Annotated in this window: 22 protein-coding genes; 8 read left to right on the top strand and 14 right to left on the bottom strand. The window is 72.9% G+C overall.

What is annotated here, in order from left to right; translation table 11 throughout:
• Positions 1 to 177: 177 nt before the first annotated feature.
• From QC282_RS15160 to QC282_RS15145, 4 genes are all read left to right on the top strand, one after another.
• The gene (locus tag QC282_RS15160; protein ID WP_279549881.1) at positions 178 to 621 is read left to right on the top strand and encodes an ATP-binding protein; all 444 of its coding nucleotides are present in this window, start codon (positions 178 to 180) and stop codon (positions 619 to 621) included.
• Between the two features lie 171 nt (positions 622 to 792).
• Positions 793 to 1,680 (top strand): RNA polymerase sigma factor SigF, encoded by an 888-nt coding sequence (locus QC282_RS15155; protein WP_279549880.1) that lies wholly within the window; start codon positions 793 to 795, stop codon positions 1,678 to 1,680.
• 85 nt (positions 1,681 to 1,765) lie between these two features.
• Positions 1,766 to 2,614 carry a DUF1206 domain-containing protein gene (locus QC282_RS15150; protein WP_279549879.1) on the top strand — a complete coding sequence of 283 codons (849 nt, stop codon included), beginning with the start codon at positions 1,766 to 1,768 and terminating at the stop codon, positions 2,612 to 2,614.
• A 44-nt stretch (positions 2,615 to 2,658) separates the two neighbouring features.
• Complete coding sequence (locus tag QC282_RS15145) at positions 2,659 to 3,093, top strand: hypothetical protein (protein ID WP_279549878.1); 435 nt, start codon at positions 2,659 to 2,661, stop codon at positions 3,091 to 3,093.
• A 56-nt stretch (positions 3,094 to 3,149) separates the two neighbouring features.
• On the opposite strand, the gene QC282_RS15140 is transcribed toward QC282_RS15145, so the two are convergent.
• Both QC282_RS15140 and QC282_RS15135 read right to left on the bottom strand, forming a co-directional pair.
• Entirely contained in the window at positions 3,150 to 5,396 is a 2,247-nt protein-coding gene (locus QC282_RS15140; protein WP_279549877.1) for an FUSC family protein, read from the bottom strand.
• 107 nt (positions 5,397 to 5,503) lie between these two features.
• The gene (locus QC282_RS15135) at positions 5,504 to 6,883 is read right to left on the bottom strand and encodes an NAD(P)/FAD-dependent oxidoreductase (RefSeq protein WP_279550023.1); all 1,380 of its coding nucleotides are present in this window, start codon (positions 6,881 to 6,883) and stop codon (positions 5,504 to 5,506) included.
• Between the two features lie 323 nt (positions 6,884 to 7,206).
• Here QC282_RS15135 and QC282_RS15130 point away from each other — a divergent pair, with 323 nt between their 5' ends.
• Together QC282_RS15130 and QC282_RS15125 are read left to right on the top strand one after the other, a co-directional pair.
• Positions 7,207 to 7,809 (top strand): hypothetical protein, encoded by a 603-nt coding sequence (locus QC282_RS15130; protein WP_279549876.1) that lies wholly within the window; start codon positions 7,207 to 7,209, stop codon positions 7,807 to 7,809.
• Positions 7,810 to 7,819: 10 nt separating this feature from the next.
• On the top strand, positions 7,820 to 8,518 hold the full coding sequence (locus QC282_RS15125; RefSeq protein ID WP_279549875.1) for a fibronectin type III domain-containing protein: 699 nt from the start codon (positions 7,820 to 7,822) through the stop codon (positions 8,516 to 8,518).
• Between the two features lie 9 nt (positions 8,519 to 8,527).
• Here the strand turns inward: QC282_RS15125 and QC282_RS15120 are convergent, their stop codons facing one another.
• From QC282_RS15120 to QC282_RS15095, 6 genes are all read right to left on the bottom strand, one after another.
• Positions 8,528 to 10,252 carry a PP2C family protein-serine/threonine phosphatase gene (locus QC282_RS15120; protein WP_279549874.1) on the bottom strand — a complete coding sequence of 575 codons (1,725 nt, stop codon included), beginning with the start codon at positions 10,250 to 10,252 and terminating at the stop codon, positions 8,528 to 8,530.
• Positions 10,249 to 11,310: an ATP-binding protein/SpoIIE family protein phosphatase gene (locus QC282_RS15115; protein WP_279549873.1), complete on the bottom strand. Its 1,062-nt coding sequence runs from the start codon at positions 11,308 to 11,310 to the stop codon at positions 10,249 to 10,251. The genes QC282_RS15120 and QC282_RS15115 overlap by 4 nt, the downstream gene beginning before the upstream one ends.
• A complete protein-coding gene (locus QC282_RS15110; protein ID WP_279550022.1) occupies positions 11,310 to 11,750 on the bottom strand; it encodes an anti-sigma regulatory factor in 441 nt (146 codons plus the stop codon). Before QC282_RS15110 ends, QC282_RS15115 begins: the two co-directional genes overlap by 1 nt.
• On the bottom strand, positions 11,750 to 12,175 hold the full coding sequence (locus QC282_RS15105) for an STAS domain-containing protein (protein WP_279549872.1): 426 nt from the start codon (positions 12,173 to 12,175) through the stop codon (positions 11,750 to 11,752). Before QC282_RS15105 ends, QC282_RS15110 begins: the two co-directional genes overlap by 1 nt.
• A complete protein-coding gene (locus tag QC282_RS15100) occupies positions 12,172 to 13,071 on the bottom strand; it encodes an STAS domain-containing protein (RefSeq protein ID WP_279549871.1) in 900 nt (299 codons plus the stop codon). Before QC282_RS15100 ends, QC282_RS15105 begins: the two co-directional genes overlap by 4 nt.
• A gap of 165 nt (positions 13,072 to 13,236) precedes the next feature.
• Complete coding sequence (locus QC282_RS15095) at positions 13,237 to 13,644, bottom strand: STAS domain-containing protein (RefSeq protein ID WP_279549870.1); 408 nt, start codon at positions 13,642 to 13,644, stop codon at positions 13,237 to 13,239.
• 375 nt (positions 13,645 to 14,019) lie between these two features.
• On the opposite strand from QC282_RS15095, the gene QC282_RS15090 reads away from it, so the two are divergent.
• A complete protein-coding gene (locus tag QC282_RS15090) occupies positions 14,020 to 14,490 on the top strand; it encodes an ATP-binding protein (protein WP_336621072.1) in 471 nt (156 codons plus the stop codon).
• Positions 14,491 to 14,508: 18 nt separating this feature from the next.
• Here the strand turns inward: QC282_RS15090 and QC282_RS15085 are convergent, their stop codons facing one another.
• Positions 14,509 to 14,943, bottom strand: coding sequence for an ATP-binding protein (locus QC282_RS15085; RefSeq protein WP_279549869.1), 435 nt, complete (start codon positions 14,941 to 14,943; stop codon positions 14,509 to 14,511).
• A gap of 114 nt (positions 14,944 to 15,057) precedes the next feature.
• On the bottom strand, positions 15,058 to 16,971 hold the full coding sequence (locus QC282_RS15080; RefSeq protein WP_279549868.1) for an AMP-dependent synthetase/ligase: 1,914 nt from the start codon (positions 16,969 to 16,971) through the stop codon (positions 15,058 to 15,060).
• Between the two features lie 153 nt (positions 16,972 to 17,124).
• Here QC282_RS15080 and QC282_RS15075 point away from each other — a divergent pair, with 153 nt between their 5' ends.
• Complete coding sequence (locus QC282_RS15075; RefSeq protein WP_279549867.1) at positions 17,125 to 17,358, top strand: DUF6480 family protein; 234 nt, start codon at positions 17,125 to 17,127, stop codon at positions 17,356 to 17,358.
• A gap of 26 nt (positions 17,359 to 17,384) precedes the next feature.
• On the opposite strand, the gene QC282_RS15070 is transcribed toward QC282_RS15075, so the two are convergent.
• From QC282_RS15070 to QC282_RS15055, 4 genes are all read right to left on the bottom strand, one after another.
• Positions 17,385 to 18,473, bottom strand: a complete 1,089-nt coding sequence (locus tag QC282_RS15070) for a glutamate--cysteine ligase (protein WP_279549866.1) — start codon at positions 18,471 to 18,473, stop codon at positions 17,385 to 17,387.
• 112 nt (positions 18,474 to 18,585) lie between these two features.
• Positions 18,586 to 20,793 (bottom strand): 1,4-alpha-glucan branching enzyme, encoded by a 2,208-nt coding sequence (gene glgB, locus QC282_RS15065; RefSeq protein WP_279549865.1) that lies wholly within the window; start codon positions 20,791 to 20,793, stop codon positions 18,586 to 18,588.
• Between the two features lie 3 nt (positions 20,794 to 20,796).
• Complete coding sequence (locus QC282_RS15060; protein WP_279549864.1) at positions 20,797 to 22,158, bottom strand: maltokinase; 1,362 nt, start codon at positions 22,156 to 22,158, stop codon at positions 20,797 to 20,799.
• A 29-nt stretch (positions 22,159 to 22,187) separates the two neighbouring features.
• Positions 22,188 to 22,483, bottom strand: a 296-nt coding sequence (locus QC282_RS15055; RefSeq protein ID WP_279549863.1) for an alpha-glucosidase C-terminal domain-containing protein, incomplete at its 5' end; no start/stop codon positions are given.

Raw genomic sequence — 22,483 nt, 5'->3', positions numbered from 1 at the left:
GACGAGGCGGATGTTTGACGGCGCCCGCACAGGTCAGCCGGAAGGGGAGGCCCGCGGACCCGTACGGAACAGGCCGCCGAGGCCCCACCGGCGAGGGCGTCCGGCGCGCGGTCCGCGTACGCGCCGGCCGCGCCGCCGCCCGCTCCGCTTCTCATCCAGTGACCAGGGAGTTCAGCGATGTGCGAGGAGCACACCATGGAACCTGTCGTCGAACCGCCGGGCGCCCGGGAGGCCGGGCGGCCGAGGCCGAGCAAGCCCGCCGAGGCGCGCCGGGCCGTGGAGCGCGCGGTGGCCGAACGCTGCCGAGCCGCCCACCGTCCCTGCGACGCCGACGCCCTCTCGGACGCCGTACTCGTCGCCTCGGAGCTGACCACCAACGCGTTGCTGCACGGGGGCGGTGTCACCGACTTCCGCGTCGACGTCGTCGGTCATGACGTCCGCGTCTCGGTCAGCGACCGCAGCGCCGAACCACCGGTGGTGGTGCCCCCGACCGACCGGCAGGGACGCCGCCGCCCCGGCGGGCACGGCTGGCCCATCGTGTGCCGGCTGGCCTGCGACGTCCACGTCTCCTGCCTGCCCTCCGGAGGCAAGTGCATCACGGCCGTCGTGCCGCTTTTCTGAGTATTTTTCTGTCATGAGGTGTTTGTCCTCCTCATGACCGGGCAAGTGCACACTCGTGCTTCGGACCGGAGGCGCGCCAGCGGGAGCGGTACGGCTCCGGGCCCTCCAGGTGATCCGGACAGCGACCGTCCCGCGGTACACCCTGACACGACCGTTCAGGAGCGATTCCGCATGCTGATGGATACGCCGACCAGCCGTCCCGGCACGGACACCCTTACGACGACGAACAGCGCCACGCCCCCGGCCGGCTCGCCCGCCGAGCCGTCCCCGCCCTCCACCCGGCGGCGGCACGACGACGCACCCGACACGGCGGAACTCTTCGCCAGGCTGGCCGCCCTGCCGGACGGCCCCGAGCGGGACGCGATCCGCGACGAACTCGTGACGGCCTGGCTGCCCATGGCCCACCGCATCGCCGGCCGGTTCCGCGACCGCGGCGAGTCCATAGAGGACCTGCGGCAGGTCGCCGCCCTCGGCCTGGTGAAGGCCGTCGACCGGTTCGACCCCTCGCGCGGCGCCTTCGAGAGCTACGCGGTGCCGACCATCACCGGTGAGGTCAAGCGGCACTTCCGGGACCGCATGTGGGCGCTCCGGGTGCCCCGCCGAGTCCAGGAACTGCGCAACAAGGTGCGCGTCGCGCGCCGGGAGCTCACCCAGAACCCGGGCAGCCCCGAACCCTCCGTCGCCGACATCGCCGCGCACACCGGGCTGACCGAGGAGGAGGTCGGCGCAGGTCTTGAGGCCCTCGAAAGCTTCAGCACCCTGTCGCTGGACGCCGAGCTGTCGGCCGGCGACGACGGCTACAGCCTCTCGGACACCCTCGGCGCGTCGGACACCTCGTACGACGTCGTCGTCGACCGCGAGTCCGCCAAGGAGGGCCTGCGTCGGCTGCCGGAGCGTGAGCGGGCGATCCTCTACATGCGGTTCTTCGAGGACATGACGCAGAGCCGCATCGCCGACCGGCTCGGGATCTCCCAGATGCACGTGTCCCGCCTCATCAGCCGCAGCTGCGCCCGGGTGCGCGACGAGGTGCTGGGTTCCGACCGGACGACGGCGCCCTGAACGGCGCCGCCCGGCCCTGAAGGGCCTGTCCGCCTCCGGGGTGTGAGGACCCCCTGCCGGGGCATCCGCAACCCCGGAGGCGCGGATGAAGACAGGTGTGACGACCGGCAGCGGCCTGCTCGGGCTCCGGAACCGGCCCAGGGGATCGGTCGCGGAGGGCGCCGCGCGGGCGGGATTCGCCGCGCGCGGCGTGATCTACCTACTGGTGGGCGGGATCGCCCTCCAGGTCGCGTTCGGCGACACGAAACGGCAGGCGGACCGCGGCGGTGCGCTCGCCGCGGTCGCCGACCAGCCGTTCGGCGCCGTGATGCTGTGGGCCCTGGGCGCCGGACTCGTCGGCATGGCCCTGTGGCGGTTGACCGAGGCGCTGTTCGGCGCGGTCGGACCCGACGGCCGCAAGCCCCGCAAGCGACTGCTCGCCGTCGCCCGGTTCGGCTTCTACGCCTTCGTCGCCTACTCCGTGCTGGCGTTCGCGGCCGGCGGTGCCGACGCGTCAGGCTCCGGCAGCGACTCCAGCGACCGGCAGTCCCGCGACGCCACGGCCAGGATCCTCGACCTGCCCGCCGGGCAGTGGCTCATGGCCGCCGCCGGGATCGCGGTCGTCGTGGCCGGCGTGTGGATGGGCGTGACGGCGGTCCGGCGCCGCGACCACGACAAGCTGAACCACGGCGAGCTGCCGCCGCGGACCAGGCGACTGGTCGACGTGGCGGGCGTGGGCGGCGGCGTGACACGCGGCTTGGTGTTCGCGGTGGCGGGGGGCTTCGCCGTACGGGCCGCCGCCGCGTACGAGCCCGATCGGGCGAAGGGCCTGGACGACACGCTCCGCTCGTTCACCGGCACCCCGCTCGGGCCGTGGCTGCTGGTCTGCGTGGCGGCCGGCCTGGTGCTGTTCGGGTTGTTCTCCTTCGCCATGGCCCGCTGGCGCAGAGTCTGAACCGCGCGGCGTCTGAGCGGCGCGCCGTGGGGAACCCGTAGGGCATGAGCGAATCCGAGATCCCTCCGGAGGACGGCCGGCCCGTGGAGATGTACCTCGATCTCCTGCGGATCAGGATGGCCGCCGAGGACTACCAACTGCTGCTCAGAGTGGTCGAGCCCGTGCTGCGGGCCATCGACCGGCAGGAACTGTCCACCCTCGACTTCGCGCTGGACGGCGACGACACCCAGGACCTGCCGCAGGAGGTGCGGGACGAGGCCGCGCTGGTCATCGCCACCGCCGTCACCGGACGCCTGGACAACGAGGTCGTCGAGATCACCGTCGACGACACGGGCCCCGTGCGGGTCGTCACCGACGCGGACACCGCCTCGGACCCCGAGCGGCTCGGCGAGATCGCCGAGCACATCCGCGAACGGCACCGGCAGAACGAGGAACTGCGCGGCATCGCCGAGGCCAGCGGCCTTCCCACCGACTTCTGACGGGCGGGGAAACGGCCGGGCCCCGGGGCCGCGCACGGCCGTGTCCGCCGGTGCGGTCAGCGCTTCGGCCGCGCCACGGGCACCCGCAGCGGCCGGGCCAGTCCGGCGACCGCCTCGTCCAGGCGCTCCAGGTGCCGCAGCACACGGCCGGTGACGCGCCCGTACCGCTCCGCGCCGGCCCGGCCGGGCTCCAGCAGCGACGCGATGCTCGGCCCGGTCTCGACCTCGACGTCGGCGTGCTCGTCGGCCACGCGCGCGGCGATCGCCCCGATGTTGCGCACGGTGCGCCGCACCGCCCCGCGCAGCCGCGGATCGGCCGCGATGGACGGATGCGTGGGCAGCAACTCGGCCGTCGCCGCCAGTGAACGCGCGTGATACGCGCAGGTCTCCAGCATCGCGACGACATACCGGGCGGTGTCCCGGCGGGCCCGCAGCGGCGTGATCGGATGCGTGAGCGGCTGCGTGGCGCCCCGGAGGTCGGACAGCGCCTGGTCCAGATCGCGCGCCTTGTCGAGCAGGTCGGCCGCGGGTCCGCCGCTGAGCTGGTCGACGGCGTCCTCGGTGACGTCGGCGAGCCGCTCCAGCACGGTGCCGAGCAGTTCGTTGGTCCGCCGGTCGGTCCGCACCGGCAGCACGAACGCCGCCGCGAACACCCCGCAGGCCGCGCCGAGCGCCGTCTCCGCCACCCGCAGCAGCAGCACCGACAGGCTGTAGGTGTGCAGCAGGGTGTACAGCAGCCCCAGCATCGCCGTCACGAAGAACGACATCAGGGTGTAGGACAGCGGCGCCGTGTAGAACATCGCGAAGATGAACACCATCACGAGCGCGAACGCGACCCACGTGTGCGGGCCGACCAGGCCGGCCAGCGCGATGCCGGCCACCACGCCGAGCACCGTGCCCAGCAGCCGCCGGTAGCCCTTGACCACGATCTCGCCGGTCGAGGAGGTGTTCAGGAAAACGATCCAGCAGGTGAGCACCGCCCAGTACCAGCGGTGGCTGGACATGAGCTCGCCGCCCACGATGGCCAGCGCCGACCCCACCGCAACCTGCACCGCGGCGCGCGTCGTGGGCCGGTCGAGACCGCCCGGCTCCGCCTCCTCGGCCGCCTCCTCCCCGGCGTCGATCGCGGCGTCCTCCGCGTCGAGCTCCTCGCGGGAGCGGGCCGTGGCGGGGGAGTCGTCCGACTCGTCCTGCGGCCCCTCGAAGGCGAGCCGCAGTCCCAGCACGGCGCGGGCGGCCTCGCCGATGCCCCGGAAGACGTCCTGCACGGCGGGCGACGCCGTCGGCAGGTTCTCCTCGTCGCGATAGCCGAGCAGCCGGTTGCGCACATGGGCGAGCGCCGTCCCCGAGTGCTCGGCGGGCGGTCGCAGCACGAGCAGCCGCAACGCCTCCAGGTCCCGTCGTACGGTGTCGATCGCCTCGTCCCGAACCGGCAGCCGCCCGGCCTCCGGGGCGGGCGCGCCCGGCAGATGCAGGGTGAGCGTGTCCGTCCGCTCGGCGCTGCGCGCGGTCAGCAACTGCAGGCCCAGCCGCTCGGCCGCGATCTCGGCGTCCGCGATGCGGCGCTGCACCAGACGCGCCCCGGACTCGTCCGGGGTGCCCTCCTCCAGCCGTGACTGGATCAGCAGCGCCGACTCGTGCAGCCGGGCGGTGCCGTCGCGTACGGCCTCCAGGGCCTTGTCGATGTCGTCGGGACCGGCGTCGAGCAGGTCGAGCTGGGCGGACACCAGCTGGGCGAGGCGGGCCCGGAACGCCTGCCGCAGCCGCTCCAGGATTCCGGCCGGGGTCTGCGGCACGATCCCGAAGCGCACCACGGCACTGCACGCGAACGCGACGCAGATGACGGGGTACAGCCGCGGCAGGTCGGACGCCTCGGCGCCGACGAACAGGGACAGGAAGTAGACCTGGAAGCCGATCAGACCGAGCGCGGTGCCCCGGTCGCCGAATCTGCGGCCGTACACGGCCGCGAAGATCAGGGCGACGAAGAAGGCGTCACCGGCCAGGACACGGGAGTGCAGCAGCGCACCCAGCGACACCGAGACGAGGGCGACGGGCAGGCCGAGGGCGAGCGTGACGGCCTGCTGGGGCCGCTGCTTCTCCTGGATGGAGAAGGTGGCGACCATCGCCGCCATCGCGCCGGCCACCAGATGGGTGACGTCGGTCCGCAGCGGGGCGAGCACGGCCAGCGTGAGGGCGATGGCGCCCACGGTGCGCAGCCCCGCCGCCAGCCGCAGCAGTCCGGGGTCGGACGCCGCGAAGCGATCCCGCAGCCGTGCCCGCGCCGACCGTCCCGCTGCCCTCACTGCGCCGCACTCTCTCCCGCGTCATGCCGGGCCCGGCCCGTGTGCCGGGCTCGGGCCGATGATCGGACTCCAGCATGGCACGCCGCACTCGGGCCGTGCCCGGCGCCTCACGTCAGGCCGTCCGAGTCACCGGCCCCCTCGACCTGGGCCCGCACCTGTTCCGGTGTCAGATACGAGTCGGTGTACTCGAAGTCCTTCAGCTTGGCGGGCTTGCGGGCCTGGAACCCGGTGCGGACGAAGTCGTCGCCGGCGACCGCGTTGAGCAGCCAGTTGGTCATCACGCGCGTCTTCGCGACGTTGGTGCGCAGCGCCGACCAGTGGTAGCCGCGCGCCACGGCCTGGGCGGGCGTGCCGCGCAGCTCCACACCGAGCGGCTTGGAGACGGCGTCCCGGCCGCCGAGGTCGACGACCAGACCGAGGTCCTTGTGGACGTAGGGCTGCAACGGCTGGTTGCGCAGGGTCGCGATGACGTTGTCGGCGACGTGCTTGCCCTGCCGCTGGGCGTGCTGCGCGGTGGGCGGGCAGACGGCGTCCTCGCCCTTGGCCAGGTCGGGCACCGCCGCCGCGTCGCCGAGCGCGAACACCCCGTCGTTGCCGGGCAGGTTCAGCTCGGCGTTGACGGCGAGCCGCCCGCGGACCGTCTCCGCGCCGAGTGTGGCGATGAGCGGGCTGGCGACGACACCGGCGGTCCAGATCAGGGTGCGCGTCGGGACGACCCGGCCGTCGGTGAAGGTGACCTCCTCCGGGCCGGCCTTCTCGATGGAGACGCCGAGGGAGATCTCGATGCCGCGCCTGCGCAGGATCTCCTGCGCGCTGCGGCCGAGCTTCTCGCCCAGCTCCGGCATGAGCTTCGGCGCGATGTCGATGAGGTGCCACTTGATCAGGCGCGGGTCCAGGCGCGGGTAGCGCCGGACGGCGGCGTGCGTCAGGCGCTGGAGGCAGGCGGCGGTCTCGGTGCCCGCGTAGCCGCCGCCGACGACCACGAACTGCAGCCGGGAGGCCCGCTCGGCCGGGTCCTGGCTGGCGTCGGCGAGGTCGAGCTGGGAGATGACGTGGTCGCGGATGTAGGCGGCCTCCGCGAGGGTCTTCATGCCGAACGCGTTGTCCGTCAGGCCCGGGATGTCGAAGGTGCGGGTGACGCTGCCGGGCGCCAGCACGATGTAGTCGTACGGCTCGTTGACGACCTGGTCGGTGATGGTGCGGATGACGCAGACCTTGGACTTGAGGTCCACGCCGATGGCGCCGCCCGGGATGATCCGGGTGCGGTACTTCTTGCTGCGGCGCAGGGACACGGCGATCGACTGGGGCGTCAGCACGCCGGAGGCGACCTGGGGCAGCAGGGGCAGGTAGAGCTGGTAGGCGAACGGCGTCACCAGGGTGACGTCCGCCTCGTCGGGGGAGAGCTTGCGCTCCAGGCGGCGGACGCACTCCACGCCGGCGAAGCCTGCGCCGACCACCAGGATCCTGGGTCGTGTCACGGTGTTCATCCCTTTCTGCGGCTCCAGGCGGTCTGCCACGAACGCCATTCGCATGCCCCTGGATCGCTGCTTCGCACCTCATCGATCCCACCGTGTCCGCGCCCGTTCCGCCAGCCGGGCGGGGCAGGCAGACGAAGGCGCAGGTCACCACCATGCCCCCTGGGTGGCCGAAACGCACCGGTCGGGAGTGAACGACCGTGCGAGCACGACATCTTGACGCCGTAAAGGTCTAGTCCTACCGTCCGAGAAGCCTGCTCAACGACCGGCACGTCGTTCACTCACATGAACATCTGTGGGTGGGCAGCGGTCCCCCCACGCCCTCAGGAGACAGGATGTACGCACGCCTGCGAACGCTCACCGTCACCACGGCCGTGTGCGCCACGTCACTCCTGGCCGCCCCGCACGCCTTCGCCGAAGTCGAGCCGGGCGGCTGGCAGCCGGTGTCGCCCACCCACACCGTTCAGGAACGCGGCTGCGGACAGGTCGACGGCCTGACGTTCCGGCTCACCTGCTCCACCGCGAGCGGCGACCAGCGCGCTGAACGCCGCTACGCCACCTACACCGGCGGCACCCACCAGTTCGAGGGCCACTTCCGCATCACGAGCCTCAGCGGCACCCGCATCAGCCTGAAGCAGACCTTCCACGAATCGGGCTCCGGCCCGTACTTCATGCTCGCCGTCGAACGCGGCGGACGCCTCTACGCCGTGCACGGCGGAACCACACTGTCCCACGCCGGCACCGTCGGGGCCACCGTCCGCGTGAACACCGTCCACGAGGTCGGCACGGAACACCGCACCTACATCAACGGCTCCCGCGTGCACACCTACGCCAGCCCCGGCGGCAGCTTCTACGACAAGTTCGGCGCCTACCGCACCAACAGCGGCAACGGGCCCGCCACCGTGGAGTGGAGCGACATCCGCTTCTGGAAGAAGTAGCGGCCGGCACATGCGCCGCACCGCACGTCTCGCAGCGCCGGCCGTGCTGCTCCTCGCACTGCCGGCCTGCACCACACCGCAGACCGGCGCGCCGGCCGAGCCGGACCGGCCGCTGCGAGCGACCCTGACCACCCCCACCGACATCGACCTGACCTGGGAGGACGACCACGCGGGCCACGTGCTGGAGTTCGCCACCGACGAGGCCGGACCGTACACCGTCCTGCGGTACCTGCCGGCCGGCGTGACCGGCCACCGGCACCCCGACCTCATGCCCCGCACCACCTTCCACTACCGGCTGCGGGCCTACCGGGGCCCCGCCTCCGAGCCGGTCCGCGTCGACCTCCCCGGCCGCGGCGCGCCGGCCGCCGACGACGAGGCCTGGCTCGCCCCGCGGACCGAACCCGGCCGCCAGGGAGCCGGACGCCCGCTCACCCACCCGGCCGGGGTGCCCTCGGGGTTCACCGCGGACGTCAGGGCGGCGGACGGGATCCGGTTCCGCTGGACCGACAACTCCACCGACGAGGACGGTTTCCTGCTGGAGATCCGCCGGACGAGGGGCACCCCCTTCGAACCCGTCGCCGTCCTCGACCCGGACGTCAACTCCACCGGCCTGATCACCCTGCCCGGAGAGGAGCACGCCTCCTACCGGGTCCGCGGCTTCACCCTCGGCGAGCGGTCGAACGTGGTCCGGCTGACGACCGGCGGGTAGCCGCTCCGGTCAGCGCGTGCCGCGGAAGTGACACAGCAGCAGACACACGTCGTCGTCCCGCTCGGAGTCGCTCAGCAACGGCCGCAGGATCCGGTCCGCCGAGCCGTACAGGTCCGTGTCCAGCTCCTCGGTGCCGAACCCGCCGAGCGCCGCCGCGAGACGTTCGATGCCCGGGTCTATGCCGTGCGCCCGCCGCTCGACCAGACCGTCCGTGTACAGGGCAAGCGTCGACCCGGGCGACAGCCGCACCGTGTGGTCGGCGATCTCCTGCCGCAACGGAATGCCGAGCATGGCACCCGGCCGGGCGTCCAGGGTGTGCACCCGCCCGTCCGGGGTCCGCAGCACCGGCGGGGGGTGACCCGCGGCGGCCCACGTCAGGGTGGGGTCGTCCGGGTGGAAACGCGCGATGACAGCGGTGGCGTACAGATCGGGCTGGAGGTGGTGCAGGAACTGGTGCAGCCGCGTCAGCAGCCGTCCCGGGCTGCCGCCGTCCACGGCGTAGGCGCGCAGCGCGGTGCGCAGCTGGCTCATCATCACGGCCGCGCGCAGCCCGTGCCCGGTGACGTCCCCGACGATCGTGATCAGGCTGCCGTCGCGCTGCCGGAACGCGTCGTACCAGTCGCCGCCGATGTTCAGTCCGTGGGTCGCCGGCAGATAGCGCGCCGCGAGACCGAGGCCCGGCGTCTCGGGAAGGTCCGTGAGCAGGGCGCGCTGGAGCGTCTCGGCGATGTCCCGGTTGTGCTCGAAGCGCCGGGCGTTGTCGATGGCGATGCTGGCCCGCCGCGTCAGCTCGATCAGCATCACGGCGTCGTCCGGGTCCCAGCGCGCACCGGGCGGCGACAGGGTCAGCACGCCCAGCGGCGCCTGCCGGGTCACCAGCGGGATGCACAGCAGCGGCCGGTTCGGCTCCAGGACCGAGGGCGGCTGGTCGTCCACGCCGGGCAGGCCGCCCGGATGATGGGCCGCGTACTGCGGACGCCCGGTGCGCGCCGCGCGCACGGCCGCCGCCGGATGCGACACCGGGCCCTGCCGGTCGGAGCCGTTGTCGTTGTCGAACAGCCACACGTCGACACTGTGGGCGTACTCGGGCACGAGCAGACCGGGCAGCAGCCGCACGATCTCGTCGTGGTTGAGCGACGACGTCAGGACGGCACTGGCGTCCGCGAGGAACGTCAGCCTGCGGCGGGCCGCCTCCGCCTCCCGGCGTGCCTGGTGCTCCGCCGCGAACGCCTCCCGCTGCGCCCGCCCGGCCGCGTCCAGCTCCGCGTGCAGGGCCAGCACGCCCTGGTTGGTCTGGTGCAGCTCCTCCCGGTGGAAGGCGACCAATTCCTCCTGCGCGGAGAGCTTCTCCAGCACCAGCGCGGTGTCCTCGTCGGCGCCGAGCAGCGCCTCGGCGAAGCCGCTGTCCGCGACGTCCGCACCGCCCGGCATCCCGGCCGGCTCCACCGCACCCGGGCAGGCGACGGACGTGCTCCACGGGGTCTCCCCGGCGGCGGCCGCCTCCCGCGACGGCGTCACCACCACGTGCAGGACACCGGCACCGGCCGCCGGCGCCTCCACGCCGAGCCGCCAGGTGCCGCCCTTGGTGAGGCACTGCCGCAGGTGCGTGCTGAGCGCCGCCGTCAGCCGGGTGCGCTCCAGGGCGGGCACGCCGTACGCGGCGGCCAGCCGGGCGGTGGCGACCCGCGCCTCGGCGGCGTCGGTGACCGAGGAGATCTCCCAGGTGCGCGTCATGCGGCGACCGGTCCCGAGGTCAGCACGGCCACGGCGGTGTCGTCCCGCACGGGCCGCGCGGAACTGCTGGCGTCCCGCATCGTCACGGCCGCCGTCACCGCCGGGTCCGTCTCCCACAGCCGCGCGTCCGACGGCGGCGTCCAGCGGCTGGGCAGACCGTCGGAGTGCATGATCAGCAGTCGGCCGGGCCCCCACTCCGTCTCCTCCTCACGCATCGTCGCGTGCCGGTGGACGCCGATGATGCCGGGCCGGGACGTCAGATGGCGCCAGGCGCCGTCCCGGCACAGCCGCGCGCCCACGTTCCCGATGCCGGCGAACCGCAGCCGTTCGGCACGGGTGTCTACCTGGGCCACCGCCACGGCCGCGCCGCGGGTGCCGGACAGCGCGGTGTCGAGCCGCCGCAGCATCTCGCCCGGCGGGAGAGCGGCCGCCTCCCGCAGCGCCGACACCGCCGCGGTCGAGGCACGGGCGGCCTCCGGACCGTGCCCCAGGCCGTCGGCCAGCATCAGCGTCAGCCGGTCCTCCGAGCGCACCCACGCCCAGGCGTCGCCCGAGTAGTCGGCCGCGTCGAACGGCACGTTCACACCGCCGGCCCGCACCCCGCAGGGCGGCCCGGACAGGCTCCCCCGGGCCGTGACCGCAGCGCCGATCCGGGCCAGCGCCACGGTGCCCCGGCCGGGCGTGCTGTGCAGGTCGAAGTCGTCGGCGATCCGCTGACACGTGCCGAGCCCGGCGCCGAGGGAGCCGGCCGTGGAGAACCCGTCGCGCCGGGCGGCCACCACGTCGGCGATTCCCGGGCCGTGGTCGACCGCCGCGATCTGCACCACCCGCAGCGCGTCCCGGCCGGCCGGCAGGACCGGCGGCGCCACCACGTCGATGAGCACCTGGCCGCCCTCCGCGTGCTTGAGGAGGTTGGTGGCGAGCTCGGTCGCCACCAGCGCGGCGGAGGCGGTGCGCCGCTCGTCCAGCCCGGCCAGCGCGGCGGCCTGCTCGGCGGCCACCCGAGCGTCCCGGACCCGCGTCGAGTCGCGCACCGGGACGTCCCACACGCGCGGCATCAGACCTCCTCACGCGGTCGCGGCGGCAGCCCCGCCCACGACGTCACCCGCACCGACGTGCCCGCGCCGGGGGTGCTGTCCACCACGAACTCGTGCACCAGGCGCCGGGAGCCGCCCAGCCCCATTCCGAGTCCGTCGCCGGAGGTGTAGCCGTCGCTGAGCGCCAGCTTCAGGTCCGGGATGCCCGGCCCTTCGTCCACGAACGTCAACCGCAGTCCGTCGACCGACCCCTGGACGACGTGCTCGACCTCCATGTGGCCACCGCCGCCGTGCACCAGCGTGTTGCGCGCCAGCTCGCTGGCCGCGGTGACCAGCTTCGTCTGGGCCACCAGCCCGAAACCGAGCTGTGCCGCGGCCTGCCGCACGTGCTGGCGCACCCACACCAGGTCCATGTCCGAGCGGATCGGCAGGCGGGCCTCCACGCCCGCGCCCGTCCGCATCACCGACTCTCCCGGCGTCTGCCACCGGCGCGGGGCGCCGCGGTCCGGGCGTCCCGCCGCAGCAGTTCCAGACCCGCCTCGGTACTGAGGGCGGTGCGCAACCCCGGCAGGGTCAGGCCGAGTTCGACAAGCGTGATGGCGACGGCCGGGCGCATGCCGGCCACCACGGTCTGCGCGGCCAGCAGTTCGGCCTGCGCCGCGATCTCCGCGAGCACCCGGCCGAGGAAGGAGTCGACGATCTCCACCCCCGACAGGTCGAGCAGCACGCCGGTCACGCGGCTGCGCGCGATGGTCTCCGCGATGTCCTGCTGGAGCTGCTGTGCCGTGCTGTCGTGCAGGTCCCCCTGGAGGGTGACCAGGAGGACGTCACCGAGCCGCAGGACCGGGACATGTCCGGTGACCGGCCCCGGAAACGCTTCGCTCACCGGAAATCCGCACCATTGGACGCCGGGCCCACAATGCCCGCGCCGAGCTCGTGCAGGGCGTACGCCAGCGCGTCGGCGAGGCCCGCCCGCGTGACCACCGAACCCAGGTCCAGGCCGAGGTGCACGATGGTCTGCGCGATGGCCGGGCGGATGCCGGAGACGATGCACTCCGCGCCCATCAGCCGGGCGGCGGCGACGGTCTTCATCAGATGCTGGGCCACCAGCGAGTCCACCGTCGGCACGCCGGTGATGTCGAGAATGGCGAACCGGGCGTGCTGCTCGACGACCGACTCCAGCAGCGTCTCCATCACCACCTGGCTGCGGGCGCTGTCCAGCGTCCCGATCAGCGGGACCGCCACGATGCCGTCCCACAGCTTGATGACGGGCGTGGCCACCTCCATCAGCTGGAGCCGCTGACGGTCGATGAGGGCCTGCCCCTCACTGAGCGCCGTCTGCATGACCACGACGCGCAGCGTGCCCAGCAGCACGGTCAGCGTCGTCGTGCACGCCCGCACATGGTCGGCCGGCGCGTCCGGGAGGTCACTGGCCAGCAGGTTCTCGACGGGGGACCGCAGGGTGTCCAGCTCGGTCGACACCTGCGCGGTGGTCAGCCCGGCCCGGGAGCGGGCCTCTCCCATGCGCGCCAACTGCTCGCGGATCATGGTGAATCCGGCGGCGTCCGGGTCCTCCACGCGCTCGGCGTCGGCCACCTGGGCCAGCGCGTCGACCACGGCCTTGCCCGCTTCCACCGCTTCGTCCCGCGAGACGGTGAAGACGGTCCGGAAGAGGGGCTCGTCCGCCCACCGCTGGGCGATCTGCTCACGGCGGCGGCGCAGGAAGTCCCCGACCTCCTGCGCCGGCGATGCGAGCGTTCCCTCCGCTTCGTGTTCCGGCACGTGCTTCACTCCTCGATAGCTGTTCCGCGTCGAGCCGCACCACACCCCTTCCGGGCCAGGTGAGGGACGACGCCACTTCTGCCGGACGACAACTTTAACCACCGTCCGACCACGGGCGACACCGCGTCCGGTACGACCGACGCCGCCCCGGAGGAGGTGTCAGATCTACCCGGCCGACTGTGGCTCGGAACCGCCGTCCGGATCCTGTGGGCCCCGATCGACGAGCTCCAGCGCCTCCTCCGCGCTCTGCGACACCGGGACCGTGATGCTCACGCCCGTCAGGTCCAGGATCCGGCGCACGGCCGGGGCGGGGGAGATGACGTGGACGCTGCCCGGCATCTCCCGCACCTCCTGGTAGACGCGCAGGATGATGTTCATGCCGGACGAGTCCATGAACGGCACCGCCGACAGATCGAGCAGGAAGTGCCGTCGGCCGTGGTGCAGCTGGTTCGCCAGATGGTGCTGGAACTCGGTCGCGGTGTCGACGTCCAGGTACCCCTGCACCCTGAGCAGCGCGACGTCCTCCCGGGGCAGGGTCACCTCGACGGACAACGGGTTCTGGGCAATGGGCACGAATACCTCCAACGAGTCCTGACGGCCGGGACGGGCCACCCTGTGAACGTCCGCGGTGCGAGTGCCGACCCCCGACGGGCAAGGGCACCGCGCCCCCGCGCTTACCCCGTAATCGCCAGGACATGCAGGGGACCGTCACGGGGACATGCGAATGCCCGAGCGGGGTATCCGCTGCTGTGGAGCCGTCCCGGCGGGCGCGACGCCTGCCGGGCCGGAGCATGTCAGGGACCCGTGAGAAGGGAGCGACGGTGCTCACGGGCAGAATCGGGTCGTACGCGCCGGACGCCGGACCTGTCGAGGACCAGAACTCGACGGGTCCGGGCACGCGGGCGCGGCGCCGGAACGGAACGAGTGAATGACGGGGACTCGACACGCATGGAGCTGACCGACGGAATCAGTCCCACCGCGCACGGCGGTCCGCCGCCCGGAGCGCCGACACGGGACGACGTGACCAGCGCCGCCACGGCACGCGCGTACGCGGAATCGGTGGTGCGCCGCACCTGGGACGCCGCCGCGGGCCGCGGGCCGCGCGACCAGGACGTGATCGACCTGCTGCTCGTCGTGTCCGAACTGGTCACCAACGCGATACGGCACGGCGGCGGACTGGCCGGCTTCGACACCTGGGCCGTCGAGGACGGCGTGCGGGTCGCCGTGCACGACCGCAGCGACATCGTCCCCCCGGTCGCCTACGGCCCCGGTTCCCTGCCGCCGGGGCACCGCGGCAGTGGTTACGGCTGGCCCCTCATCATCCGCCTCGCGCGGGAGATCGTCATCGACCGGCGCCCGGGGGGCGGGAAGACCATCACCGTCTTCGTGCCGGTGCGCACCGCGTCGGGCGGGCGCTGAACCGGCTGCGCGCGCCGGTCACCACGGCAGGAAGACGTGTATGTCCTTGCCGTGGTCGTTCGGCACCACACTGACCTGGTCGCACAGCGTGTGGATCAGGTGCCAGCCGATCCCGCCGCCCCCGCGGCTCGGATGGAACGGACGCGGCGCGGGCGGTGTGGTGTTGGTGTCGTGCAGCACGACGTGGACACCGTCGAAGGTGCGGCGCAACCGCAGCTCGAACGGTCCCGGAGCGTACTGCACCGCATTGGCCGCCAGCTCCGTCACCACCAGCAGGATGTCGTCCCAGTGCTCCGGAGCCGACGGCGGTGACACGCTCGACAGCTCGTGCAGGAACTCCTCCGCGACGAGGCGTGCGTCCGTGACGTTGTGCAGCGCCCCCGCGAAGCTCGCGGTGCGGCTCGGGATCTCCTTGGCAGCCAGTGTCCTGTCCCAACGCGGCTCGGTTGCCATGTCGCCTTTCCGGCCCGACGTCAGCGCGGTGTCGGCCTTTCTCTGCGTCCTTTCGTTGGCTAGTTCCCAGTCGGCGGGGTCCTACGCGCCCGCCGACGCCGGGGTGGGGCCCCGTCAGCGGAAGACGTTGTCCGAGATATCGGGTTCGTCCCAGGACGAGGGCTCCTCCGCCGAGTCGCGCGGACCGGACCGGGACCGGGCCCGGTACATCGCGTCGATCTCCAGCGCGTAGCGCCGTACGACCTCGTCGCGGCGCAGCTTCATCGACGGTGTCAGCAGCCCGTTGGCCACGTCGAACGGCTCCGGCAGCACCCGGAAGACCCGGATCGACTCCGAACGCGACACCGCGCTGTTGGCCGCGGCCACGGCCCGCGCGACCTCCTCGCGCAGCGCGTTCTCCTCCCGCGCCTCCCGGCCCGACCCGTCGGTCTGCCACGCCAGCGCGGCCCGCCAGTGCGCCAGGAAGTCCGGATCGAGCGTGATCAACGCCCCGACGCACGGCCGGTTGTCGCCCACCACCACCGCCTGGTGGATGAGCGGATGCATCCGCAGCCGCTGCTCCAGCGCGGCCGGCGACACGCTCTTGCCGCCGCTGGTGATGATCACGTCCTTCTTGCGGCCGGTGATCGTCAGATAGCCCTCGTCGTCGAGGTGCCCGAGGTCGCCGGTGGCCAGCCAGCCGCCGCGCAGCGCCGCTCGGGTCGCCCGCACGTCGTTGACGTAGCCCTGGAACACCGCCGGCCCGCGCACCAGGATCTCCCCGTCGTCGGCGATCCGGATCTCCGTGCCCGGCAGCGCCTGCCCGACGGTGCCGGACTTCTCCCGGCCCAGCGGCTGCATGGTCACACCGCCGCTGGTCTCCGTCAGGCCGTAGCCGTCGTGCACGAAGATGCCGATGCCCTCGAAGAACAGTGACAGCTCCCGGCTCAGCGGCGATCCGCCCGAGGTGGCCCGACGCACCCGGCCGCCCAGCGCGGCCCGCAGCCGGCGGTACACGATCCGCTCGTACAGCGCGTGCCGGAGCCGCAGGTCGAAGCCCGGCCCCGGCCCCCGCCCGAGCCGCTGCCGTTCCTGGGCGACGGCGTAGTCCCGTGCCGTCTGTGCGGCCCGCTCGAACAGCGCGCCGCGCCCCGACTCACGGGACCTGCGCAGAAACGTCTTGTAGATCTTCTCGAACAGCGACGGCACCGCGTACAGATACGTGGGCCGGAAGGAGCGCAGCGCCGCGAGCAGCACGGGCTCGCTCAGATCCGGCTCGTGCCCCATGAGCACGCCGCCGCGCACGCACATGCCCTGGATCATCAGCCCGTACACGTGGGAGAACGGCAGGAACGCGAGGACGGCGCCCTGCTCGCCCGGGGGCGCGGCCGTGTGACCCCAGCCGGCCAGCAGCGTGTCGCACGGCGCGGCGAGACCGCGGTGACTCAGCGCGCAGCCCATGGCACGGCCGGTCGTGCCCGAGGTGTAGGCGACGACCGCCGTGGAGTCCGGCGGCACGATGCGGCGCATCGCGTCCACCGCGGCGGGCGGGATGAACGCGCCGCGCGCCGCCAGGTCCCGCAGCGCCCCCGCGTCCAGCTGCCACACGTGCCGCAGATGCGGCAGGGTCGCGCACACCGAGCCGACCGTCATCACGCCCTGCTCGTCCTCGACCACCACGGCCACGCAAGCGGCGTCCCGCAGGATCCACTCCACCTGGTCCCGCGACGACGTCGGATAGATCGGGACGACCTCCGCGCCCACCGCCCACAGCGCGTAGCTGAGCACCGTCCACTCGTACCGGGTGCGCGCCATGACCGCGACGCGCCGCCCCGGCGAGATCCCCGACGCGATCAGGCCGCGGGCCAGGTCCACCACCTCGTCGCGGAACTCCACCGCCGTGACCGTCTCCCACGCCTGGGAGTCCGGGTGGGCCCGGCGGGCCAGCACCGGCAGGGCGGGAGTCTCGGCAGCCCTCGCGAAGACGCTGTCGGCGAGCCCGCCGGTCAGGGGCGTGGGCGCCGACGGAGCGATGGCGAAGTCGCGCATGCGCTGCTCCTGACATGTACGGGCTGTGACGTGGCCGACGTGTAGCGTCATCGCCGGAGCCCGAATCTAGCGGAGCGCAAAAGCACACGGGGTCGCGAACCCGGAAGTGGACGCGTTTGGTGACCTCGGCGTTATCGGGGGGACTCGGGGGTCATGAGTTACACGAATCCCGATCCCGATCCCGACCGCACCACCGGCCTCGAACCAGGCGGTGGCGTGCCGCCCGGGGAGACACCGCCGGCCGAGAGCAGCATGCCCGAGGCGGGCCCGCAGGAGACCCACAACCCGCCCAAGGGCTGGGGCAAGGCACCTCTGACGGTGATCCTCGTGCTGTGCGCTCTCGTCGCGGCGTTCTTCCTGGCGTACGCCCTGATCCTGATGTTCTGACCGGGCCCGACCAGCAAGGGGGCCGGTCACTCCTGCGTGTGGCGCACGCACTCCGTGACGACGTCCCTGAGACTCTCCGTGCGCCGCAGCGCTTCGCGCTGCGCGTCCGCGCCCGTGCCGTTCCGCAGCAGCTCGGCGGCGGCCTTGCGGACCTCGTCGAGGTCACCGCTCTCGCCGAGCGCGTCCTCCACGTGCTCCAGCAGCGCCTGGACCACGCTTTCCGCGGGCATCCGCCGCATGGTCACCGGGTGCAGCAACTTGTCGGCCAGCCCCGACCGGGCGGCCCGCCAGGCGGCCAGCCGCAGCAGGCTCACGCTGTGGTCGACCGGCTCACGTCCCTCCCGCCACTCGCGGGCGGCGGTCTCCACCAGGCCGCGGGCCAGCGTCGCGATCAGCACCGCCGTGTCGGCCCGAAGACACACGTCGGACACCCGGATCTCCACCGTCGGGTACCGCTGCGACAACCGCGCGTCGAAGTAGATCATCCCCTCGTCGAGGATGGCCCCGGTGGCCACCATGTCCGCGACCCGCCGGTGGTAGCGCTCGGCCGAACCGAACATCTCGGTCGGTCCGGCCGACGGCCAGCGCTGCCAGACCCGGCTGCGATAACTGCTGTACCCGGTGTCACTGCCCTGCCAGAACGGGGAGTTGGCACTGATCGCCGACAGCACCGACAGCCACGGACGCAGCCGGTCCACGACCGCGACGCCCTCCTCGTCGGACTCGACGGACACATGGACGTGGCAGCCCAGGACGAGCTGCTCACGCGTCGCGATGCCGTACTGCTCCGCCATCCACTGGTAGCGCCGGTTCATGCTGACGGCCGGGCTCACCGGCAGCGGCGACGTGGCGAGCGCGGCGACCGCGCAGCCGAGCTCGCCGGCGTGCCGGCCGGCCTCCGCGCGGCACCGCCCGATCTCCGCCCGCAGCGCCGCCATGTCCGACTGCGGGTGCGTGGCGAACTCGAGCATCTGCTCGTGCAGCTCCTTCTCGAACACGTCCTGGTCCGCGTCGTCCCGCTCGGCGCGGGCGAGCACGGCCGCGGACATCGCCCGCGGCTCGCCCGTCTCGGGATCGACCAGGAGGAGTTCCTCCTCCACTCCGACGGTCCGCACGGCATGCACCCCTTCTGTGGTCCGCTGCGACGACGAGGATGTTCGGTCGTACGCGTACGACCTCGAATGCCCCGGCGGGGGCGATTCGAACACCTCACGTCGCTGACGGACGTCACATCGGGAGTGGCCTGAGCCACACCGTGGCCAGCGGCGGCAGCGTCAGCCGCAGTTGGCCGTTCTCGGGTTTGACCGGGCCGGACTCGCCGACACCGCTGCCGCCGTACCGCACGGCGTCGGTGTTGAGGACCTCCTGCCAGGCGACGTGGTCGTCACCCACCCAGAGCCCGTAGTCCTGCCGGACGACCGGCGAGAAGTTCGACACGGCCAGCAGCGGGGCGCCCTCGGCGTCGTACCGCAGGAACGCGTAGACGTTGTCGTCGGCGGCGTCCACCGCCACCCACCGGAAACCGGCCGGGTCGGTGTCGCGCTGCCACAGCGCCGGGGTCGCCCGGTACCGCGTGTTGAGGTCGCGGACCAGATCCCGCACCCCGCGGTGGTCGGATGCGGCCGAGTACTCCGGGTCGAGCAGCCACCAGTCCGGGCCGCTCCGCTCGGACCACTCGGAGCCCTGCGCGAACTCCTGGCCCATGAACAGCAGTTGCTTGCCGGGGTGGGCCCACATGAAGGCGAGATAGGCGCGGTGGTTGGCGCGCTGCTGCCACCAGTCGCCCGGCATCTTGGAGACGAGGGCGCCCTTGCCGTGCACGACCTCGTCGTGGGAGATCGGCAGGACGTAGTTCTCGCTGTAGGCGTACACCATCGCGAAGGTCATGTCGTGGTGGTGGTACTTGCGGTGCACGGGCTCCTTGGACATGTACTCCAGGGAGTCGTGCATCCAGCCCATGTTCCACTTCAGCCCGAAGCCGAGCCCGCCGCTGTCGGTGGGCTTGGTGACCCCGCCCCAGGCCGTGGACTCCTCGGCGATCGTCACCACGCCCGGCGCGCGCCGGTAGACGGTGGCGTTCATCTCCTGGAGGAACGCCATCGCGTCCAGGTCCTCCCGGCCGCCGTACACGTTCGGCGCCCACTGCCCCGAGTCGCGCGAGTAGTCGAGGTAGAGCATCGAGGCGACCGCGTCCACGCGAAGCCCGTCGATGTGGAACTCCTCGCACCAGTAGACGGCGTTGGCGACGAGGAAGTTGCGGACCTCGGTGCGCCCGAAGTCGAACTCGTAGGTGCCCCAGTCCGGATGTTCCGCGCGCCGCGCGTCTCCCGGCTCGTACAGCGGGTCCCCGTCGAACCGGGCCAGCGCCCAGTCGTCCTTCGGGAAGTGCGCCGGCACCCAGTCCATGATCACGCCGATGCCGGCCCGGTGCAGCGAGTCGACCAGGTACCGGAAGTCGTCAGGTGTGCCGAGACGTGCGGTCGGGGCGTAGTAGGACGTGACCTGGTAACCCCAGGAGGGGCCGAAGGGGTGCTCGGCGACGGGCATCAGCTCGACATGCGTGAAGTTCAGATCCTTCACGTACTCCGGCAGTTCGTCAGCGAGCTGACGGTACGTCAGACCAGGGCGCCAGGAGGGGAGGTGGACCTCGTACACGGAGAACGGCGCCTCGTGCACGGGTGTGTCCGCGCGGTGCGCCATCCACTCGGCGTCGCCCCACTCGTAGTGCGAGGCCGTCACGATCGACGCCGTGTTGGGCGGCTCCTCGGCGCGGCGCGCCATCGGGTCGGCCTTCAGGAACCGGTGGCCGTACCGGGAGGTGATCTCGAACTTGTACCGGGCGCCCTCCCCGATGCCCGGCAGGAACAGCTCCCACACGCCGGACGCGCCGAGGGACCGCATCGGGAACGCGGTGCCGTCCCAGAACGTGAAGTCCCCGGCGACCCGCACGCCCTGCGCGTTCGGCGCCCACACGGTGAAGCGGGTGCCCGCCACGCCCTGGTGCGTCATCGGCTCCGCGCCGAGCGCCTTCCACAGCTCCTCGTGCCGGCCCTCCCGGATCAGATGCAGGTCGAGCTCGCCGAGCGCCGGCAGGAAACGGTACGGGTCGTGCGTCTCCTGCTCCCCGTCCGCGTACGTCACGAGCAGCGTGTACTCGGGGATCGCGTCGAGCGGCAGCAGGCCGGAGAACAGACCGTCGCCCTCCGAGGTGAGGGTCCTGCGCTCGCCGCCGACGAGCACGCTCACCGCCCGGGCGAAGGGCCTGAGCGCCCGGAACGCGACCCCGCCGGGCACCGGATGGGCGCCCAGCAGCCCGTGCGGGTCGTGGTGGGAGCCCGCCAGCAGGCGCCCCCGGTCGGTCTCGTCCAGCGGCGGTGCGACCCCACAGGGAACGGGGCCGGACGGCTCGGGAAGCGAGGTGTCACGCAGAGCCACGGGTCAGTCTCCTCTCACGGCGAGGCGCTCGATCGCCGCCATCGGCACGGGCAGCCAGTCGGGGCGGTGCCGGGCCTCGTACAGCACCTCGTACACGGCCCTGTCGGTCTCATAGGCGCGCAGCAGTCCGTGCTTCTTGCGCGGATCCCAGCCGGCGCTCGCCGCGTAGCCGGCGCAGTACGCCTCACGGCAGCGGCGCGCCCACTCCGGGCGCCAGGGGCGGCGCTGCCGGGCGGCGTAGTCGAAGGAACGCAGCATGCCCGCGATGTCCCGTACGGGGGAGTGGGCACTGCGGCGCTCCGCGAGCGGGCGGGACGGCTCGCCCTCGAAGTCGATGACGAACCAGTCCCGGCCGGCCCGCAGCACCTGCCCCAGGTGCAGGTCGCCGTGGATGCGCTGGGCGGGCGGCCCCGGGTCGCAGCTGGTGAGCGCGGCGAACGCGGTGCGCAGGCCGGGCACGAACGGCCGCAGCGCCGGAACGGAGTGCGCGGCGGCGGTCAGCCGCTCGGTCATCGCCGTCGCCGTACGGCCCATCTCCCCGGGGGCGCCGACCGGGAAGGCAGACGCCAGCGCGAGGTGCACCTCCGCCGTCGCCCGGCCCAGCTGGTGCGCCTCGGCCGTGAAGTCGTCGCCGGCGGCGAGCGCGTTCAGGGCGAGGGTCCAGCCGTCGGAGGCGTCCCGCAGGAACGGCTGGAGCACGCCCAGCGTCGCCTCCTGCGGGTGGGTCGTGCGCAGCCACGCCACCGGCGCGGGCACCCGGCGGCAGCCCTGCCGGGCCAGCGCGACCGGCACCTCCAGGTCGGGGTTGACGCCGGGCTGGATGCGCCGGAACAGCTTTAGGATGAACTCGTCGCCGTACACCAGCGAGGAGTTGGACTGCTCGGCGTCCAGCAGCCGCGGTGCGAGTCCGCCGGGCACCTGCCGGGCCGGGTCCGCCTCGAAGCACAGGGGCCCGGCCGAGCCCGGGTGCCGCAGCCGGTCCAGGAGGAGCTGCGCCGACCGCGGGTCGTGCAGCGCGTCGTACACCGTCAGTCCGGCCAGCGGGCCCTCCTGCACCTGGCCGATCAGGGCCCGGGCGAGCCGCGGGGCGGGGTGTTCCCGCACGCCGAGCAGCAGTTGGTAGCAGTCCCCGGGTGGGGGACTGCCGCCGGGGGAGGGCACGCCTCCGTGTCCGGCGTGGACGAGCAGGTGCAGACAGCCGGGGAAGAGCTCGGTCATCGACAGCAGGCCGAGCTCCGTGACGGGCCGGTCCTTGCCCGCGAACCAGCGCTGCCGCGGCAGCCACTCCCGCAGGAGCCCGGCGAGGGACGCCATGGGCTCCGCGAGGAGCGTACGGCTCGGGCGGAGGGATGCGGTCTTCGGCATGGTCACGCCTCCTTTCGTCGGCGCAGTGCTCACGGCCGACGGCCGATGCGGGATGCGACTCGGGTGAGCCGGAACCAGTAGAAGCCGTGACCACCGAGCGTGAGCAGGTACGGCAGTTCGCCGATGGCCGGGAAGCGGACGCCGCCGAACAGCTCGACCGGGTGGCGTCCGTCGAATTCCCGCAGGTCCAGTTCGGTCGGCTGTGCGAAGCGGGAGAAGTTGTGCACGCACAGCACGAGGTCGTCCTCGTATTCGCGCAGGAAGGCGAGGACGGCGGGGTTGGAGGAGGGGAGTTCGGTGTAGGAGCCGAGGCCGAAGGCGGGGT

It is taken from the genome of Streptomyces sp. DH24, assembly GCF_029813775.1.
Lineage (GTDB): Bacteria > Actinomycetota > Actinomycetes > Streptomycetales > Streptomycetaceae > Streptomyces.
The sequence above is the reverse complement of the archived record's forward strand: the minus strand, read 5'-3'. Positions and strand labels throughout refer to the sequence as shown.

Coding starts and splice junctions, on each gene's coding strand:
- QC282_RS15160 (WP_279549881.1), top strand. CDS start 178: ATGTGCGAGGAGCACACCATGGAACCTGTCGTCGAACCGCCGGGCGCC.
- QC282_RS15155 (WP_279549880.1), top strand. CDS start 793: ATGCTGATGGATACGCCGACCAGCCGTCCCGGCACGGACACCCTTACG.
- QC282_RS15150 (WP_279549879.1), top strand. CDS start 1,766: ATGAAGACAGGTGTGACGACCGGCAGCGGCCTGCTCGGGCTCCGGAAC.
- QC282_RS15145 (WP_279549878.1), top strand. CDS start 2,659: ATGAGCGAATCCGAGATCCCTCCGGAGGACGGCCGGCCCGTGGAGATG.
- QC282_RS15135 (WP_279550023.1), bottom strand. CDS start 6,883: ATGAACACCGTGACACGACCCAGGATCCTGGTGGTCGGCGCAGGCTTC.
- QC282_RS15130 (WP_279549876.1), top strand. CDS start 7,207: ATGTACGCACGCCTGCGAACGCTCACCGTCACCACGGCCGTGTGCGCC.
- QC282_RS15125 (WP_279549875.1), top strand. CDS start 7,820: ATGCGCCGCACCGCACGTCTCGCAGCGCCGGCCGTGCTGCTCCTCGCA.
- QC282_RS15120 (WP_279549874.1), bottom strand. CDS start 10,252: ATGACGCGCACCTGGGAGATCTCCTCGGTCACCGACGCCGCCGAGGCG.
- QC282_RS15115 (WP_279549873.1), bottom strand. CDS start 11,310: ATGCCGCGCGTGTGGGACGTCCCGGTGCGCGACTCGACGCGGGTCCGG.
- QC282_RS15110 (WP_279550022.1), bottom strand. CDS start 11,750: ATGCGGACGGGCGCGGGCGTGGAGGCCCGCCTGCCGATCCGCTCGGAC.
- QC282_RS15090 (WP_336621072.1), top strand. CDS start 14,020: ATGGAGCTGACCGACGGAATCAGTCCCACCGCGCACGGCGGTCCGCCG.
- QC282_RS15085 (WP_279549869.1), bottom strand. CDS start 14,943: ATGGCAACCGAGCCGCGTTGGGACAGGACACTGGCTGCCAAGGAGATC.
- QC282_RS15080 (WP_279549868.1), bottom strand. CDS start 16,971: ATGCGCGACTTCGCCATCGCTCCGTCGGCGCCCACGCCCCTGACCGGC.
- QC282_RS15075 (WP_279549867.1), top strand. CDS start 17,125: ATGAGTTACACGAATCCCGATCCCGATCCCGACCGCACCACCGGCCTC.
- QC282_RS15060 (WP_279549864.1), bottom strand. CDS start 22,158: ATGCCGAAGACCGCATCCCTCCGCCCGAGCCGTACGCTCCTCGCGGAG.